General features: G+C 72.2%; 13 protein-coding genes. 8 read left to right on the top strand and 5 right to left on the bottom strand.

Features of this window, described 5'->3' with window-relative positions:
* Nucleotides 1-13: 13 nt before the first annotated feature.
* From ACFY2Q_RS07955 to ACFY2Q_RS07945, 3 genes are read right to left on the bottom strand one after another with little or no spacing between them, the layout of a single operon-like run.
* The gene (locus tag ACFY2Q_RS07955; RefSeq protein ID WP_387128409.1) at nucleotides 14-769 is read right to left on the bottom strand and encodes an SDR family NAD(P)-dependent oxidoreductase; all 756 of its coding nucleotides are present in this window, start codon (nucleotides 767-769) and stop codon (nucleotides 14-16) included.
* Nucleotides 762-2,114, bottom strand: a complete 1,353-nt coding sequence (locus ACFY2Q_RS07950) for an AMP-binding protein (protein ID WP_387128408.1) — start codon at nucleotides 2,112-2,114, stop codon at nucleotides 762-764. The genes ACFY2Q_RS07955 and ACFY2Q_RS07950 overlap by 8 nt, the downstream gene beginning before the upstream one ends.
* The gene (locus ACFY2Q_RS07945) at nucleotides 2,111-2,365 is read right to left on the bottom strand and encodes a phosphopantetheine-binding protein (protein WP_387128407.1); all 255 of its coding nucleotides are present in this window, start codon (nucleotides 2,363-2,365) and stop codon (nucleotides 2,111-2,113) included. Before ACFY2Q_RS07945 ends, ACFY2Q_RS07950 begins: the two co-directional genes overlap by 4 nt.
* Nucleotides 2,366-2,464: 99 nt before the next feature.
* Here ACFY2Q_RS07945 and ACFY2Q_RS07940 point away from each other — a divergent pair, with 99 nt between their 5' ends.
* Complete coding sequence (locus tag ACFY2Q_RS07940) at nucleotides 2,465-2,974, top strand: GNAT family N-acetyltransferase (protein WP_387128406.1); 510 nt, start codon at nucleotides 2,465-2,467, stop codon at nucleotides 2,972-2,974.
* 106 nt (nucleotides 2,975-3,080) lie between these two features.
* Here the strand turns inward: ACFY2Q_RS07940 and ACFY2Q_RS07935 are convergent, their stop codons facing one another.
* A complete protein-coding gene (locus ACFY2Q_RS07935; RefSeq protein ID WP_387128405.1) occupies nucleotides 3,081-4,814 on the bottom strand; it encodes a hypothetical protein in 1,734 nt (577 codons plus the stop codon).
* Between the two features lie 240 nt (nucleotides 4,815-5,054).
* On the opposite strand from ACFY2Q_RS07935, the gene pseB reads away from it, so the two are divergent.
* The 7 genes from pseB (at nucleotide 5,055) to ACFY2Q_RS07900 (ending at nucleotide 12,449) form a co-directional block, all read left to right on the top strand.
* Complete coding sequence (pseB, locus tag ACFY2Q_RS07930; protein ID WP_387128404.1) at nucleotides 5,055-6,038, top strand: UDP-N-acetylglucosamine 4,6-dehydratase (inverting); 984 nt, start codon at nucleotides 5,055-5,057, stop codon at nucleotides 6,036-6,038.
* Between the two features lie 5 nt (nucleotides 6,039-6,043).
* Nucleotides 6,044-7,195, top strand: coding sequence for a DegT/DnrJ/EryC1/StrS family aminotransferase (locus tag ACFY2Q_RS07925; RefSeq protein ID WP_387128485.1), 1,152 nt, complete (start codon nucleotides 6,044-6,046; stop codon nucleotides 7,193-7,195).
* A gap of 10 nt (nucleotides 7,196-7,205) precedes the next feature.
* Nucleotides 7,206-8,057, top strand: a complete 852-nt coding sequence (locus ACFY2Q_RS07920) for a hypothetical protein (RefSeq protein WP_387128403.1) — start codon at nucleotides 7,206-7,208, stop codon at nucleotides 8,055-8,057.
* Nucleotides 8,058-8,097: 40 nt separating this feature from the next.
* Complete coding sequence (locus tag ACFY2Q_RS07915) at nucleotides 8,098-9,855, top strand: class I SAM-dependent methyltransferase (protein ID WP_387128484.1); 1,758 nt, start codon at nucleotides 8,098-8,100, stop codon at nucleotides 9,853-9,855.
* A gap of 116 nt (nucleotides 9,856-9,971) precedes the next feature.
* Nucleotides 9,972-10,694, top strand: coding sequence for a cytidylyltransferase domain-containing protein (locus ACFY2Q_RS07910; RefSeq protein WP_387128483.1), 723 nt, complete (start codon nucleotides 9,972-9,974; stop codon nucleotides 10,692-10,694).
* Entirely contained in the window at nucleotides 10,691-11,749 is a 1,059-nt protein-coding gene (locus ACFY2Q_RS07905; protein ID WP_387128482.1) for a PseG/SpsG family protein, read from the top strand. Before ACFY2Q_RS07910 ends, ACFY2Q_RS07905 begins: the two co-directional genes overlap by 4 nt.
* A gap of 64 nt (nucleotides 11,750-11,813) precedes the next feature.
* Nucleotides 11,814-12,449, top strand: coding sequence for an alpha-ketoglutarate-dependent dioxygenase AlkB (locus ACFY2Q_RS07900; protein ID WP_387128402.1), 636 nt, complete (start codon nucleotides 11,814-11,816; stop codon nucleotides 12,447-12,449).
* A gap of 48 nt (nucleotides 12,450-12,497) precedes the next feature.
* Here the strand turns inward: ACFY2Q_RS07900 and ACFY2Q_RS07895 are convergent, their stop codons facing one another.
* A complete protein-coding gene (locus ACFY2Q_RS07895) occupies nucleotides 12,498-14,807 on the bottom strand; it encodes a DNA topoisomerase (ATP-hydrolyzing) (protein WP_387128481.1) in 2,310 nt (769 codons plus the stop codon).
* Nucleotides 14,808-14,926 lie beyond the last annotated feature (119 nt).

Below are 14,926 nucleotides of genomic sequence, written 5' to 3'. Positions count from 1 at the left end.
ACCCGGGCGCCGGTCAGATGGAGGCCGCACCGTCCACCACGATGACCTGGCCGTTGATGTTTGTGTGCTCACGCAGCAGCATCCGCACGACGGGCACGACCTCCGCCGGCTCGGTCAGGTGACCGGAAGGGGTGCGGCGCACGATCTGGTCGAGCTGGGTCGGGCCGAGCACCGCTGACATCTCCGAGGCGAAGAAGCCGGGCGCGACCGCGTTCACCAGCATCCGGCCGCCGAGTTCCCGGGCGAGCGACCGGGTGGCGGCGTCCATGCCGCCCTTGGTGGCGGAGTACGCGACCAGACCCGGAAAACCGCGCTGCGCGCAGATCGAGGTGATGTTGACGATCCGCCCCCGCAGGCCCTTGCCGAGCATCCGGCGGATGACGAGCCGGGTCAGTTGCAGCGGCGCGGTCAGGTTGGTGTCGATGATCCGGGCGATGTCGTCGGTGGCGGTGTGCACGTGCAGGGAGTCCTGCCCGATGGCCGCGTTGTTGACGACGCCGTCGATCGGGCCGAGGCGCTGCTCCACCTCGCGGACGAAGCTCTGGGCGGCACGCATGTCGGTGACGTCGACCGCGCCGACGTGCACCCGGTCGGGGTGCTCGGCGGCGAGCTTCTCCAGCTCCGGCGTGACGGTACGCGCGAACGCGGCCACCCGTACGCCCGCGTCGAGCAGGTCGGTGACGATGGCCAGGCCCAGCCCTCGGGAGCCGCCGGAGACGAGGACCACGGAGCTGGGCGGTACGAGTGGGGTGTCGGCGAGGTCAGACATCGCTCTTCAGGGTCTCCTTGACGGGAATCTCGGTCAGCACACGGATCCGGCGGGGCACCGCGTGCTCGGGCAGCCGGTCGGCGCACCAGCGGACCAGCGCTGCCTCGTCCGGCACGGCAACGGGCCGGTCGGCCCGGGAGGCGGCACTGTCGGCCAGGGGGGCGGCACTGTCGGCCAGGGGGGCGGCACTGTCGGCCGGAGCGGAGAAACCGGCTGTGGGGGCGAGGACCACGTCGGCGACCACCATCGCGCCGAGCACCGGCGCCCGGCGTCCGGTCACCCGAGCCCAGGCCACCGCGGGGTGCCCGGTCAGCACGCCACGGACCACGCCGGCGGACACCTTGCTGCCGCCGACGTTGATCTCGTCGGAGTCCAGGCGGCCGGTGATCAGCACCCGGCCGTCGAGCACCTGCACCCGGTCGCCGGTGCGGATCGGGCCGGCCAGCCCGGCCCCGTGGTGCGGCGAGGTGACGACCAGTTCGTCGTCGTGGACGGAGAGGGTGGGCCGGCCCGGGGTTTCCCGCCCCAGCCACTCGACGGGGAACCCGGCCCGCCCGTCGTGCACCACTATTGACGCTCCCACCTCGGAGGACGCGTAGATCCAGGAGATCCGCGCGGCGGGAAAGACCTCCCGCAGCCGGTCCAGGATCGCCTGGTCCACAGGCTCACCGCCGAGGGTGATCTGCCGCAGCGGCACCCGGGCGAGCGCGTCGGGGTCCCGGTAGAGGGTGCGCCGCCAAAAGGTCGGGGTGCCGGACGCGGCGTCGACCCCGTGGGCGGCGGCGACGGCCGGCCAGTCGTCCAGCTCGTCCGGCTCGACAACCACGAGGTGCTGACCGGGCTGGGTCAGCGACAGCGTCACCACCTGCCACCAGGCGTACGTGCCGGGGGCGTACGGGCACAGCCAGGTCCGTGCCGGCTGGTCGCCCCGCACGGTGGTGAGCGTGTCGAGGGTGTGCCCGACCCGCTTCGGGCGACCTGTCGACCCGGAGGTCAGCAGCCAGAGCCGTCTGGGCTCGGCGGCACGCGGCCGGGTCGGCGCGCTGAGGTGCACGCCGTCGTCGTCGACGAGTGTGACGGTGAAGCCGGCGTCCGACAGCTCCGAGCGCATCGTCGCGTCGACCCGACTCGCGGTGCTGAGCAGCAGCTCGGTGCCGTGCGTGGCGTGCTGCCGGGCGGCCGCGAGCGCGTGCCCCGCGCTGTGCGCCAGCACCGCGGCGGGGTCGGGTAGGACCGGCGTCGGCAGCGTCCGCCAGGTCAGCGGGGTGCCGCCGACGACGAGCCGGTTGTCGACGCCGGCCGGCGCCGGGCGCGCGGAGGCCGGACCGGCGGGCGGGACGTTCACTGCTGCTGCTGGAGCTCGACGAGGAAGTCGAGGACGTCGGAGACGGTGGCGATGCGCCGCAGGCCGGGGGCGTCGAAGTTGAGCTCCTCCCCCGTCTCGTCCTCCACCCGCAGGGCCAGCTCGGAGAAGTCCAGCGAGCGGAAACCGATCTCCCGCAGTTGCGCCGTGTCGTCGGCGGGCAACTCCTTGCCCTGGTTCTTCAACACCTGAGCCATGAGGTCGCGGATCTGCGCGCGACTCAATTCGTTCATGCGCCGGAGTCTACAACCCAACGAATGGATATTCGATTTCCGGTGACCCGGTAAGGTGCCTGGAGACCAACTGTTAACAGGTGCGAAAGTGAGAGGCACGTGCTGCGCGAAGCGACGGCGGACGACGTTCATCTGATGTTGTCCTGGCGTAATCAGGAAACCAACCGTCAGGTCAGCAAGACGAGCCACGAAATCACCTCCGACGAGCACGACCGGTGGTGGTCGGCGGTGCGCGACGACCCGTCGCGGCGGGTTCTGGTGTACGTCCGCGACGACCGGCCCTGCGGCGTGGTCACCTTCTTCGACCTGCGGCTGGACGGTCCTCGCACAGGCGCCTGGGGCTTCTATCTGGACGCCGACGGGCTGGCCGAGCGGGACGAGACGCTGCCCGCCTGGCTGGCGGTCATGCGGGAGGCGGTGGAGTACGCCTTCGACGGGTTGCACCTCGATCGGCTCGACGGGGAGGTGCTCGCGCACAACACCGTCGTGCGGCAGATGAACAGGCGTTTCCGATTCGTCGAGGGCACGCCGCGACAGGAGTTGTCCGACGGTCGGGAAATCACCGTCATCCCGATTTCGCTGGCCCAGGCCGATCGTCGTCGACGCTGATTGTCGACGCGCAATTGTCGTACATGTAACCGCCCGTGCCCCCGGTGGCCATCCGCCGTTCACAAAAGGCGATTCCCACCGGGGCACGGGCGAAAAGAATTGGCGGTCAGGCTCGCCGCCAGGCAGCCCAGTGCTGCTGCGCGTTGCCGCCGAGCCGGACGAAGCCGTACTTCGCGCCGTCCCAGTCGTCGGGTTGGCCGGGCGCCCAGCGCGTGAAGACCACCTGCGCCGCGGCCGGCGGCTGTTCCCGGAACCACCGCACGTCGGTCCAGGTCACCTGGTGGCTGAGGTTGAACCGCAGGATGTAGTGCACTCCCGTCGAGGCCCACACCCGCTCGCCGGGGCGTACCCCGACGTCGGCGACCCGTGGGGTCGGCGCGGTGCTCGCCACCATCGGCCGCACCAGCCTCTGGTCGATCACCTGCATGGTGATGAGGTTGACCACTACCAGTGCGCCGAGCATCGGCAGCCGTAGCCGGGGCACGCGGACCACTGCGACGAGCAGCAGGCAGCCGGTGATGCCGACAAGCGATCCGACGACGGGTCGCATCTCCCGCCAGCCGTTGGTGAGCGTCATCAGGTCCGGCGCGCCAAAGCCGCCGTAGCGCAGGGTGTGCCCCCGGCTGGCCACATAGGCGAGCCGGACGGCGACAAGCGCGCCGCCCGCGACGAGCAGCGCCACCGCGACGGCGGCCCGGCGCAGCACCACCCGGCGCCCGGCGGTGAGCAGCACCCCGAGGCCGACCAGCAGCCAGAACGGGGCGAGCATCTGCACATAGCGGCCGTAGATCGCGTCCAGCGGCTTGCCGGTGATGCCGGCCAGGATCACCGACGCGCCGCTGGCCACCCCGACGCTCACCACGAGCGCCACACCCATCGTCCAGCGGGTGGCGTCGCCCCGGCGCGGGCGCCACAACTCCCGGACGGCGGCGGCCCAGGCCACCCCTGCCATCCCGAACGTGATCACCACGAGGTACCAGAGTTGGGTGGCGACGGCAGCGCCGACGCGTACCACGCCCTGGCCGGAGGCGACCGCCGCGACAGTGCCGCCGCCCGGCGTGCTGCCCAGCAGATAGACCTTGTCGCCGAGCAAGCGGATGCCTGCCTCGTTGACAAGCGCCATGGCCAGCACCGGCAGGAGCGCCGCGAGCACCGCCGCCGGCGTGATGCGGCGGCGGACGAGCAGCAGCAGGACCAGACCGGCGTGCACCGCCACGATCACCAGGCCGCGCGAGTGCAGCAGGTGGAACGCGCCGACCAGCAGGCCGACGGTGGCCGCGGCGAGCGGGCCGGGACGCTCGATCCAGCGGTGCACGGCGAGCAGCCAGGCGACCACGAGCGGGGCCATCACCGTGTCGATCATCGCGACGCCGGCGTAGAAGGCGGTGGCCGGCAGGGTCGCCGCCACCACCGCCGCGAGCAGGGCGTACGGGCGGGGCAGGTGGAGCACGCGTCGACCGAGCAGGTACGCCAGCGGCAACAGCGCCGAGTTGACCATCGCGTTGATCAACTGGACGAGCCGGTAGCTGTCGGTGAAATCCCTGTCGCCGAGGAAGGCCGGTGAGATCAGCATCGGATAGCCGACCCGCCGCAGCAGGTCGTTCTCGCTGCTGAACCCACCGGGCCCGCCAGCGAGGGCGCGGGCGGTGTTGAGGTAACTGTCCTCGTCGGTGTGCGCGATGGGCAGCACGATGTGCCGGGACAGCCACATCCGCCAGGCGACGCTGAGCACCCAGCCGACGACGAGCAGCAGCGGCACCAGCCACCGCCGCGCGGGTGCCTCGGGCGGCGTCTCGGCCGGGACCGCCGGCCGTTCCATCACGTGGCTGCCGGATGCCATCAACGCCTCCTGAAGTGCGAGCCGGGTCGCTCGCGCGGCCACTGTAGCGACCAGATCCGGCCTGGTCAGCCCACCTTCCGGGCGGTCGGAAGTGTTCGCCTGCCCGCTGCCGGCCATTCACCTCTGCCGGTCTGGTGGTTAACCCGCGAGCGCCGACCCGTTAACCCGCCACGGTTAGCGTCTCACCCCGGTCGGCCGGCCGAGGGCCGCCCGTTCATCCACGATCACGGGAGCACCACATTGAGTGAGTTGAATGGATCGTCCATTCTCATCACCGGGGGAACGGGTTCCTTCGGCAGGACCTTCCTCAAGCACGTTCTCACCGAGGCCGACCCCGCCCGGGTGGTGGTCTTCTCCCGCGACGAGCTCAAGCAGTACGAGCTGCGCCAGCAGCTCGGTGACGACCCGAGGCTGCGCTGGTTCATCGGCGACATCCGGGACCGGCACCGCCTCACCCGCGCGATGCACGGCGTCGACCACGTCGTGCACGCCGCAGCCCTCAAGCAGGTCGACACCGCGGAGTACAACCCCTCCGAGTTCATCGCCACGAACATCACCGGCTCCCAGAACGTTGTCGACGCCGCGATCGAGGCCGGCGTCCGCAAGGTCGTCGCGCTCTCCACCGACAAGGCGTCCAGCCCGATCAACCTGTACGGAGCGACAAAGCTGGTCGGCGACAAGCTGTTCGTCTCGGCCAACCACTACGCCGCGCATCACCCGACCCGGTTCGCGGTGGTCCGCTACGGCAACGTGGTGGGCAGCCGCGGCTCGGTGGTCCCGCTGTTCCACCGGCTGGCCGCCGAGGGCAAGAGCCTGCCGATCACCGACAAGCGGATGACCCGGTTCTGGATCACGTTGGAGCAGGCCGTTCAGTTCGTCATGGACTCGTTCGACCAGATGCAGGGCGGCGAACTGTTCGTCCCGCGCATCCCCAGCATGCGGATCCTCGACCTGGTCGAGGCCGTCGCGCCGGAGGCCACCACGCACGAGATCGGCATCCGCCCCGGCGAGAAGCTGCACGAGGAGATGATCGCCCCGGACGACAGCCGACGGACGCTGCGCGCCACGGACCGCTACATCGTCCAGCCGACAATCGCCGGCTGGGGTTACCAGCCGCCGGTCGACTGCGAGCCGGTGCCGGACGGCTTCGCGTACCAGTCGGACAGCAACGACGAGTGGCTCACGGTCGACCAGCTACGCACCATGCTCGGCCTCACCGCGTGATGGCGATGCTCCCGTACGGCAGGCAGTCGGTCACCGACGCGGACGTCGAGGCGGTCGCGGCGGTGCTGCGCAGTGACTGGCTCACCACCGGCCCGCAGGTCGACGCCTTCGAGGCGGATCTGGCCGAGGTGACCGGCGGGGTCGGTGTCGCCGCCGTCTCCAACGGCACCGCCGCGCTGCACGTGGCGTACGCGGCTGCCGGTGTCGGCCCCGGCGACGAGGTGATCGTTTCGCCGATGACGTTCGTGGCGACCGCCAGCAGCGCGGTCGCCCTCGGCGCGACCATCGTCTTCGCGGACGTGGAGGAGGAGACCTTCTGCCTCGACCCGGCGGCGGCGGCCGCCGCTGTGACATCGCGGACGACTGTCGTCGCGGCGGTCGACTACGCCGGCCACCCGGCCGACTACGACGCACTGCGCAAGTCGGTCGAGGGCAGCGACGCGCTGCTGCTCGCCGACGCGGCGCACTCGATCGGCGGGACGTACCACGGTCGGCCGGTCGGCTCGCTCGCTGATCTGACGACGTTCTCGTTCTTCCCGACGAAGAACCTCACCACCGCCGAGGGCGGCGGGGTCGCCGCCCTCGACCCGCAGGTCCTGAAGCGGGCCCGCCGGTTCCGCGGCGTCGGCATGGTGCGCGAGCGCGACGACCTGCGACGGCCCGACGAGGGCGGCTGGTTCTACGAGGTCCCCGAGTTCGGGCTCAACTACCGCCTGCCCGACGTGCTCTGCGCGCTGGGCCGCAGCCAACTGCGCCGCCTCGGTGAGTTCGTCGCCCGCCGGGCCGCACTTGTCGCCCGCTACAACGAGGCACTTGCCGACCTGGACGGGGTACGGCTGCCGGTCCAGCAACCGTGGGCCGAGCCCGCCTGGCACCTCTACCCGATCCGCGTCCTGGACGGGCGTCGCCGCGAGATCTACGACGCGATGCGCGCGGCCGGCATCGGCGTGCAGGTCAACTACATCCCCGTGCACTGGCACCCGGCCTTCGCCGACCTGGGCTACCGGCGCGGGTCCTGCCCGGTCGCCGAGTCGTTCTACGCCCAGCAACTCTCGCTGCCGCTCTACCCGACACTCAGCGAGGCAGACCAGGATCGCGTCATCGACGTGCTCACCGCCGCACTGCGCGGCCACCGGGCGCGGTCCGCCGCCGCGTGATGGGACGCTGATGCACCACGCCAACCACTTCTATGGCCACGCGCACGTCCTGGCCCGCTACGCGGGGCTCGGCGACCGCCACCCGCCCCGAATCAACGGGTACGTGCAGCACGGCTGGAACATCGGCGACGGCCTGGCCCCCGGCCACCCGTACGCCGACCGCACCCCGAGCCTGCTCTGGTCCGAGCAGACCCGCCGCCGCGCCTGGTCGGTGGGGCGGCGCAACGTCGTCGTGATCGGCGCCCCGTTCGTCTACCTGCTGGGCATGCGGCCCGAGGACCCGCCGGCGCAGGAGCGCGAGGGCACCATCTGGTACCCGTTCCACGGTTGGGAGGGCCAACACGTGAAGGGTGACCACCGGGCGCTGATCGCCCTGATCCGGGACACCGAGCCCGGCCCGGTCACCGTCTGCCTCTACTGGCACGAATACCGGATGCGCAACGTCCGCCGGCTCTACGAACGCGCCGGGTTCCGGGTGATCTGCCACGGCTACCGGGGGCACTGGTGGAAGGACACCGACCCGGAGTTCCTCGACAAGCAGCTGACCGAGCTGCGCCGGCACCGCCGGGTGGCATCCAACCGGCTGACCAGCGCGATCTTCTACGGAATCGCGGCCGGCTGCGAGCCGGCCGTCTACGGCGACCCGATGATCCTGTCGAACGAGGACCCGACCTTCGGCGGAACCGCCCGCATCCGACGGCAGTGGCCGGAGTTGCACGGCACCGCCGTCGACCTGCCCACCGCGGTCGAGATAGCCCGCGCCGAACTGGGCACCGATCACCGCTGCACCCCCGCCGAGCTGCGCGAGCTGCTCGGCTGGGCGAACCTCCCGGAAGAGGAAGAGGACGACAGTGAAGACTGAGACGGCACCCGCCGGCCGGATCACCCTGCCGGGCGGCGAGATGCTGGCCTGGTCCGACCTGCCGCCGGAACCGTTGGCCGACGGAGGGCCCCTCGCCACGCTTGCCGCCCGGATCGTGCCGCCCGGCGGCCGGGTCCTGCTCGCCGGCCCACACGACCCGGCACTGCTCGACCGACTCGCCCACGCCGAGGTGACCTGCCTACTGCGCAGTCACCGGGACGCGGTGGCGCTGGCCCAGCGGGCCGCCCGCGTGGTGGTAGGTGGCCCGGCCGGGCTGCCCGACGACGAGACGTACGACGTGGTCATCGCCGGTGCCGGACTGGACCCGGTGGAGTCCGTGGAGGGCACCCGGCTCGGCTGGGACGGCGTGCTGGCACGGCTGGCGGCGGCGGTGCGCCCGGGTGGCACGCTGCTGCTGCGCCTGGACAACCCGATCGGGCTGCACCGGCTCGTCGCCGCCACCCCCTGGTACGCCGGCCGCGACGACTCCGCCTGGGTGATCGGCGGGGTGCTGGACCAGACCCACCCGGCCAACCGGGACCAACTGCGGGAGCGGCTCACACGTGCAGGGCTGCACCCGAGCGCCTGCTGGGCCGCGTACCCCGATGGGAAAACCGCGACGGCGCTGCTCGACGCCGACAAGCTCGACCGGGGCGCGGGCTCGGGGTTGTTCGACGCGGTGCTGCACGGCGCCTGCGCCGTCGGCACCGCGACGGTTCTCCAGGACCCGGCGCGGCTGGCGGTGGACGCGCTGCACGCGGGACGGGCCGCCGACCTCGCGCCGAGCTGGCTGATGCTCGCCAGCCGACCCGGCGTTGCGGTCACGGCAGTCGACGGTGACCTGCCGGTGGCGCTCGTGCAGACCGGGCGGCCCGGTCGACCCGGCATCGGTGTGCTGGAGGTCCTGGACGGCCCGTCCGGCTGGCGGTGGGGCCTCGCGGCCGGCACGAACGCGCCGGCCGCGCCGTTCGCCAGCCGCGAGGCCGCGTACCGGGACCTCGACGCGCTGTCCGGGCCGGTGCCGTCCGGGCGGCTGCTGCGCACCCTGCTGCTCGACGCCGCGCTGCGCCGCGACCTGACGACGCTGCGCACACTGCTGCACGGGTACGCGGCCTGGCTCGCCGACCAGGCCGACACCGACGGCCGGCTCACCGGCGCGGTGGCGCTTGCCAGCACCGACAACGTGGTGGTCAGCGGCGAGCGCTACGCGGTGCTCGACCCGAGCTGGCAGGCCACCGGCACCCTGCCCGGCGACGTGGTGCTGGCCCGTGGCCTGTGGCGCTTCGCGGCGGGCCTGCTCACCGGCGGGTACGCCCACCCGTGGCCGTCCACACTCGACGTGGCGGGTCTGACGGTCGTCCTCGGCGGGCTCGCCGGCCACGACCTCGACCGGGCGACAGTGGCCGAGGCGGTGCAGTCGGAGGCGGCAATCACGGCCACGCTGCACGGCCTGGACGCCGACGACCAGGCGAACCTCGCCGGCGAACTACGCGCCGTCGAGCCGACCGACCCGCCGGTCGGCTCGCACAGCTACCAGCAGCTGCGCGAGGCGTGGCTGCGCCAGCGCGAGGAGATCAGCCGTCTCACTGCGCTGACCAGATGGACCGATGAGCTGCTCACCTCCCGGGAACGCGCGCTGCGCCGGGCCGAGGCGACGATCGGCCTGCTCAGCGGGTCCATCAGCTACCGCGTCGGCCGGCTGGCCATCACCCCCGCCCGGCTCGCCAAGCGCGGTGCCCGGGCTGCCAAACGCCGGGCGCGTGCCGTGCTCGCGCCGAGGCAGGAGGAGCAGCAGTGACAGGCGACAGCCACGGCACCGTGACTCCCGCCGGGACGGGCAGGACGGCCCCGACGGCCGGCACGGGGGTGGCCGTCGGGGCGCGGGCCTTCGGGGCGCAGGGCGCGGGGCCGCGCATCGTCGGGATCGTGCAGGCCCGGATGGGCTCGTCGCGACTGCCCGGCAAGGTGCTCCGGCCGCTCGCCGGGCGATCCGTGCTGGGCCGGGTGGTGCGTGCCGCCCGGGACAGCGGCGTCCTCGCCGACCTGGCGGTCGCGACAAGCACGGACACGGTCGACGACGCGGTGGCGGCCGAGTGCCGGCGACTGGACGTGCCCTGCCACCGCGGGCCTGTCGACGACGTGCTGGGCCGGTTCGTGGGTGCCCTGGCAGCCCACCCGGGAGACGCGGTCATGCGGTTCACGGCCGACTGCCCACTGCTCGACCCGGAGATCATCACACTCGTCGCCTCCGTGTACCGGGCGGTGCCCGGCCTGGACTACGCGAGCACGTCGATCGCCCGTACCCTGCCCCGAGGCCTGGACGTCGAGATCATCCGCGCGGAGGCGCTGCGTACCCTCGACAGGCTCGCCACAGGGCACCACCGGGTGCACGTGACCTCGTACGCGTACACCCACCCGGAGCTGTTCCGGGTGCTCGGGGTGACCCTCACCCCGGACCGTTCGGCGCTGCGGCTGACCCTCGACACCGAACAGGACTGGGCGCTTGTGAGTGCCGTGACCGACCATTTCGGCGACGTCAGCGTGCCGCTGGCCAAGCTCGCCGACTGGCTGGACGGGCAGCCCCGACTGCGGGCGCTCAACGCCGACGTACGCCAGAAGCGGTTGGAGGAGTCCTGAGCACGCTACGCGTCGGACTGCGCTGCGACGCCGGGCCGCGGCGCGGCGTCGGCCACCTCGTCCGCTGCCTCGCGCTCGCCGAGGAGTTCCTGGCCCGCGGCGCCCACGTCGCCGTGTTCGGCACTGTGGAGCGGCTCGACTGGGCCACCGTCGAGTTGGCCGCACGCGGGATCCCCCTGCACCCCGGCCCCGAGTCGCCGGCCGACCTGGTCGAGACGGCCCGCCGGCACGACCTGGACGTGGTGGTCCTCGACTCCTACGAGCTGGACCCGGCGGGCGCGGGCGCGCTGCGCGCCGCCGGGGTGTTCACCCTCGCGGTGATCGACGGGGACAGCCGGGGCCAGGACGCCGACCTCTACCTCGACCAGAACTTCGGTGCGCGGCTTCCCGACCTGCCCGGACGGCTGCTCGCCGGCAGCGGATACGCTCTGCTGCGCGACTCGGTAACGACCGCCCGGCCGGCGACACCCCGGCCCGCCACAGCGGTCAGCCGACCCCGGGTGCTTGCCTTCTTCGGCGGCACCGACGCCCTCGGCGCCGCCCCGGTGCTGACCCGGGTGCTGCTGGCCACCCGCCAGCCGATGGACCTCACGGTCGTCGTCGGCCGACCCGAGATCGAGACCGAACTGGAGGAGATCACCCCCGGTCGGGGGCAACTCGTCCGTACCGTCCCACCCACCGGCTCACTGCCGTCGCTCATCACCGAGGCGGACCTGGTCGTCAGCGCCGCCGGCACCTCGACGTGGGAGCTGTGCTGCCTCGGCGCACCCGCCGCACTTGTCTGCGTGGTCGACAACCAACGCGAGTCGTACGCCCGGGTGGTCCAGCACGGCCTGGCCGCCGGCCTCGGCGAACTGCCGGAGCTGACCGAGGGCGGCCTGCCCGGGCGTACCGCCCGCGCGGCGGCGGCACGGACCCTGCACGGTCTGCTCAGCTCGCCGCAGCGCCGCGCCGCGCTCGCCGCCCGAGCCTGGTCCACTGTCGACGGGCAGGGCCGGGCACGGGTCGTGGACGCGGTGTTCGACGCCGTACGCCCCGCTGCCGTACGCGGCTGAACCCGGTCACGCCCACCCGGCCGGGAGTAGCACGGGTGTACGAATGTGCTGCTAGGGTGGCCGCATGACGCCTGCCGCCTACCAGCCGTCGATGCTCGACCTCGCCGACGCCGGGCCGACTCTGGGGCCACTGGCCGGTCAGATCCGGCGGCACCAGCTCAGTCGGGGCGCCTGGGTCGACCACCTGCCCGGCTGGGTGCGCGGCTCCGACGCGGTCCTCGACACCCTGCTCAGCGAGGTGCCGTGGCGGGCCGAGCGACGCACCATGTACGACAGCGAGGTCGACGTGCCCCGCCTGCTCTGCTGGTATGCAGGCGACCGGCAACTGCCACACCCCGTGCTCAGCGCGGCACGGGCGGCCCTGAGCGGGCACTACGCTCCCGAGTTGGGCGAGCCGTTCGTCACCGCGGGCATGTGCCTCTACCGTTCCGGCCGCGACAGCGTCGCCTGGCACGGCGACACCATTGGCCGCTCCGCGCACAGCGACACCATCGTCGCGATCGTCTCGTTCGGGTCACCCCGACCGCTGCTGCTGCGCCCGCGCGGCGGTGGCGACAGCCTGCGCTTCCCGGTGGGCCACGGCGACCTGATCGTGATGGGTGGCTCCTGCCAACGCACCTGGGAACACGCCATCCCCAAAACCACACGCCCCGTAGGCCCCCGGGTGAGCGTCCAGTTCCGCCCCGTAAACGTCGCCTAATCCCCGCCCGCCCCGGTCTGGGCCGGGGCGGTGCGGGGGCAGGCGGGGTTAGTCGCGTTCTATCAGATGGCCCACCACGGTTGGGCCGAGCATCACCGCGAAGCCGCTGCCGTCGCGACGGGGGTCGGCGGCGGGCAGTTCGACAGGTTCGCCGGTGCCTGTGGCGCCGACCGGGCGCGGCCCCACCCAGGCGACCGCGACGTCCGTCTCGTCCTTGAGGAAGCGGTGCGCCCGCACGCCGCCGGTCGCCCGGCCCTTCGGCGGGTACGCCTTGAACGGCGTCACCTTTACCGTCGCCCCGGTGGACGTGACGACCATCGGCTCACCGTGCCCCGGATCGTCGGTGCGCACGGCCCCGAAGAAGACCACCCGCGCCCCGGCCGGCAGGTTGATGCCTGCCATTCCGCCACCCTTGAGGCCCTGCGGGCGGACCACCCCGGCGGCGAAGCGCAGCAGGGACGCCTCCGAAGTGACGAAGGTGAGCGTTTCGGTGCCGTCGGTCAGCCACGCCGCCCCGACCACCTCGTCGCCGTCGCGCAGACCGATCACGTCGAACTCGTCGGACCGCACCGGCCACTCCGGCGAGCAGATCTTCACCACGCCCTGCCGGGTGCCCAGCGCCAGCCCGGGCGAGCCGTCCGCCGACCCGCCGAGCGGGGCCAGCCCGACAACCGTCTCCCCCGCCTCCAGCGGCACCAACTCGGCGGCCGACATGCCGCCACGCAACGACACCGTGCCGGCCTGCTCGGGCAGCACCGGCAACGGCAGCACGTCGATCTTGAAAGCGCGGCCGGCGCTCGTCACAAGGAGCACCCGGCCACGGGCCGTGGAGTGCACGATCGCGCGTACCGTGTCGTGCTTGACCCGGCCGTTGCGCCGACGCCCCTCGGCGCTCTCCTCCGACTCGGCGGCGGTCCGGGCGACAAGCCCGGTCGCGGAGAGGATCACCTGACACGGGTCGTCGGCCACCTCCAGCGGCCCGGCCGGCGCGGACGCGGCAAGCACCTCCTTGAGGTCACCGTCGACAAGCGTGGTGCGCCGCTCGGTGCCGAACTGCTTGACCACTGCCGCCAGCTCGTCGGAGACCAGCTTCCTGAGCACCCGCTCGTCGTCGAGGATCGCGGACAACTCGGCGATCTCGGAGCGCAGACGCTCCTGCTCGGCCTCCAGCTCGATCCGGTCGAACTTCGTCAACCGGCGCAGCGGAGTGTCCAGGATGTAGGTGGCCTGGATGTCGGAGAGGCCGAACTGGCTCATCAGCCCGTCCTTGGCGGCCTGCGCGTCGTCGCTGCCCCGGATCAGCCGAACCACCCGGTCGATGTCCAGCAGAGCGATCAGCAGACCGTCGACCAGGTGCAGCCGCTCCTGACGCTTACGGCGACGGTACGAGGTGCGCCGGGTGACCACCTCGTAGCGGTGGGCGAGGAAGACCTCCAGCAGCGCCTTGAGCCCGAGGGTACGCGGCTGACCGTCGACCAGGACCAGGTTGTTGACGCCGAACGACTGCTCCAGCGGGGTGAGCCGGTAGAGGTCGGCGAGAAGCGCCTGCGGGTTGACCCCCACCTTGCACTCGACGACGAGTCGGGTGCCGCTCTCGCGGTCGGTGAGGTCCTTGACGTCGGCGATGCCGGTCAGCCGCTTGGTCTTGGTGACCTCGTTGGTGATCGCGGCGATGACCTTCTCGGCCCCGACGCCGTAGGGCAGCTCGACAACCGTGATCGCCTGACGGCCCCGGCTGCCCTCGATCGGGCCGATCTCCACCTTGCCGCGCATCCGCACCACGCCACGCCCGGTCTCGTACGCCCGGCGCACCTCGTCCAGGCCGAGCAGCACGCCGCCGGTGGGCAGGTCGGGGCCGGGGACGAACTCCATGAGCTTGTCCAGTGTGGCGTCCGGGTGGTTGATCAGCCACCGGGCGGCCTGGACGACCTCGGCCAGGTTGTGCGGGATCATGTTTGTGGCCATGCCGACCGCGATCCCGGACGCGCCGTTGACGAGCAGGTTGGGGAAGGCCGCCGGCAGCACCGTCGGCTGGGTCAGTGAGCCGTCGTAGTTGGGCTCGACGTCGACGGTGTCCTCGCCCAGCTCACCGACGAGCAGCATCGCCTCGCGGGACATCCGGGCTTCGGTGTAACGCGAGGCTGCCGGGCCATCGTCCGGAGACCCAAAGTTCCCATGCCCGTCGATGAGTGGCACGTTGAGGGAGAAGTCCTGCGCGAGGCGGACCATGGCGTCGTAGATCGCCGTGTCGCCGTGCGGATGGTACTTACCCATGCAGTTGTGAACGACAAGGCCTTCGGCAACGAAGGCGTGCTCGTCGCTGTCCACCTGGATGTCGTACGTGACATCGGTCGACACCGCCTCGACAGAGGTGACCCGCAGGAACGCACTACCGACCAGCGCCTCCAGCCGGGCAGCGAGCGGTGAGCCGATGCGGTGGAGCTTGCCAATCCAGCCGTCTCTTACCGCCCGCTCCA

The organism is Micromonospora sp. NPDC000316, from assembly GCF_042898885.1.
GTDB lineage: Bacteria > Actinomycetota > Actinomycetes > Mycobacteriales > Micromonosporaceae > Micromonospora.
The sequence above is the reverse complement of the archived record's forward strand: the minus strand, read 5'-3'. Positions and strand labels throughout refer to the sequence as shown.

Excerpts from the sequence above, each read along its gene's own strand:
- ACFY2Q_RS07955 (WP_387128409.1), bottom strand. The coding sequence starts at position 769 with ATGTCTGACCTCGCCGACACCCCACTCGTACCGCCCAGCTCCGTGGTC.
- ACFY2Q_RS07945 (WP_387128407.1), bottom strand. The coding sequence starts at position 2,365 with ATGAACGAATTGAGTCGCGCGCAGATCCGCGACCTCATGGCTCAGGTG.
- ACFY2Q_RS07935 (WP_387128405.1), bottom strand. The coding sequence starts at position 4,814 with ATGGCATCCGGCAGCCACGTGATGGAACGGCCGGCGGTCCCGGCCGAG.
- ACFY2Q_RS07925 (WP_387128485.1), top strand. The coding sequence starts at position 6,044 with ATGCTCCCGTACGGCAGGCAGTCGGTCACCGACGCGGACGTCGAGGCG.
- ACFY2Q_RS07920 (WP_387128403.1), top strand. The coding sequence starts at position 7,206 with ATGCACCACGCCAACCACTTCTATGGCCACGCGCACGTCCTGGCCCGC.
- ACFY2Q_RS07915 (WP_387128484.1), top strand. The coding sequence starts at position 8,098 with ATGCTGGCCTGGTCCGACCTGCCGCCGGAACCGTTGGCCGACGGAGGG.
- ACFY2Q_RS07900 (WP_387128402.1), top strand. The coding sequence starts at position 11,814 with ATGACGCCTGCCGCCTACCAGCCGTCGATGCTCGACCTCGCCGACGCC.